The sequence below is a fragment of the Mesorhizobium sp. genome, from assembly GCF_005063415.1.
Taxonomy (GTDB): domain Bacteria; phylum Pseudomonadota; class Alphaproteobacteria; order Rhizobiales; family Rhizobiaceae; genus Mesorhizobium.
Genome location: NZ_SUEG01000303.1, coordinates 1 through 2157 on the forward strand (window position 1 = coordinate 1; position 2157 = coordinate 2157).

The following is a 2157-nucleotide window of genomic DNA, read 5'->3' on the forward strand; positions in this document are numbered from 1 at the left end:
GAACTGTCCATGACCCCGCATGGCATGATCCAGCCTTCAGCCGCAGGCACCCAGCCTCCGGCAACGGACCCACCCGTCTCTATGGTGACCATCGACGCCGAACGGGCCGCGTCCGGCCGCGCGACGAGCCCACGATACCGCGTGGCTGAAAGGCGAAGCGGTCCGGCCGCTTCAAACCCGCCGCTTCCCGGCGGCGGTCGCGCCATCGCCGACATCAGCCGCAGATCGAAATCCCCATAGCCATCGCCTGTGGCCCGCGGGTTCCTTCCTCGGGGACTTTCGTACGCCTGCCGGCGCCCGAAACTCTTCACGAGAGCAGAACGTCGGTTATCAGGGCCGATTGAACGGATACCAGCCATCAGGCGGTAGACCTCTTTGTCGCCGTCGGCTCGCTCCTATATTTGCCCAATCTACAGTTCGGTGGCCGGATGGGCGGCCCAGCAAGCGGCGTAGAAGGCCCTGCGTCGGTTGCGTATACGGCGCGGATCGAGGATCGGCACAGCGTGCTTAGATGATCAGCGTTGCATTTGACTGCTCGAAAACATCTATTCCCTGTGCCTAGAGGTGAAGACATTGGGATTCGGCTTGATCAAATTATCGTCAGCCAATTTATTAACATCGAATCGCTCACAATCGATTTGGCGGCGCGATCATAGATGTGACTGCGTTGACCTGAAAACTGGCGTGACAGTTGAGTAACTCAGGCCACCCTTCCTGAATGGCAAACCTGCTTACAAGCATTATTGATGCAACAAATTCGGTGGTATCCTCATGCCAAAAACCAACGGTCTCATTGTCCAGCCGGATGATGGCAACGCACCCGTTATAGGGCTTATCAACGGCGCGACCCGGTCGCTTTACATCAAACAATTCAGCTTTACCGACCCCGCCATTCAGCAGGCGGCGATTGCTCGCGCAAAGGACGGCGTCGACGTGCGCGTGATGTTAAATCCGCAGCGCTCGTCGGGCAGTCGCGCGAACGACGAGGCTTTCGCACTCTTCGAGGCTTCAGGCGTGCACATTCGCTGGGCGAATCCCCGCTTCGCGGTGACCCACGAGAAATCCATCGTTGTCGACGAGGAACTGGCGTTGATCGCCACCTTCAACCTTTGCGACAAGTATTTTACGCAGACCCGCGATTATGGTGTGATCGTACACGAGCCAATACAAGTCGCGCAGATCGTCGAAGGATTTCACGCCGACTGGGAACAGAAAGCCTGGTATCCCGCGGCGGACACAAGGCTGCTGTGGAGCAACAGCAACGCCAGGCAGCTCATGTCGGACTTCATCGACTCTGCGAAAGATACCCTCGATGTGCAGCATCCAAAGTTCGTTGACGCGACGGTCACGGAGCGTATCGCGGCTGCCGCAAAGCGCGGAGTGCACGTTCGCGTTCTATGCGGGGGCAAACATGGCATCAGCGATTGGGACATTCTCGATACATTCTCGTCGCTGCGCCTTCTGCAATATCTTGACGTAAAAGTGCACAAGCAGAAGAATCTCAGACTGCACGCCAAACTTATTCTGGTCGATGGCAAACATGCGCTGGTGGGCTCGATGAATATCGACCGCAGCGCCTTCGACCTTCGTCGCGAGCTCGGCGTGATTGTTGCCGATCGCCAGATCGTTGACGGACTTTCCAGGGTTTTCCAGTCTGATTGGCTGCTCTCCGGCAAGTACGAACCTCCTTTGCCGCTGAGTGCGTTCCATCATTTGGAGGACGACTTTCCGCACGACCCGGAACTTGGTCATGAATGACGAACCGGTAGGCGTGCAACCGGGACTGCTCGAACTCGCTCTTACATTCAACAAGATCGCCCTCGCGAGCTTTGGCGGCGGGCTCTCCGCGTGGTCGCGGGAAGTTGTGGTCGTCGAGCGAAAATGGATGACCGACGAGGAATTCCTCAGCGCGCTCACGATCTGCCGCATTCTGCCGGGTGCAAATCAAATCAATCTGGCCGTCTTCGTTGGCATAAAATTTGGTGGAGTTCTCGGGGCCGTCGCGTCCTGCATTGGATTGGTTTTTGTCCCCATGGTCGTCGTACTCGCAATGGGTTGGTGCTACTTCACATACAGCCACGTACCGGCGATGAAGGACGTTCTCCATGGCATGACGCCCGCCGCGGTGGCGATGACTTTTGCTATGGCATTCAAGAC

The 2157-nt window shown here is 57.4% G+C and carries 3 protein-coding genes; all 3 read left to right on the top strand.

The window, feature by feature from the left end; genetic code table 11:
• Window positions 1–240: hypothetical protein (locus E5W70_RS32030; RefSeq protein WP_292665321.1), on the top strand; the 240-nt coding region annotated here is incomplete at its 5' end.
• 531 nt (window positions 241–771) lie between these two features.
• Window positions 772–1758: a phospholipase D-like domain-containing protein gene (locus E5W70_RS32035; protein ID WP_292665322.1), complete on the top strand. Its 987-nt coding sequence runs from the start codon at window positions 772–774 to the stop codon at window positions 1756–1758.
• Window positions 1751–2157 (top strand): chromate transporter (locus tag E5W70_RS32040; protein ID WP_292665323.1); only part of this gene is annotated, 407 nt, incomplete at its 3' end. The genes E5W70_RS32035 and E5W70_RS32040, both read left to right, overlap by 8 nt.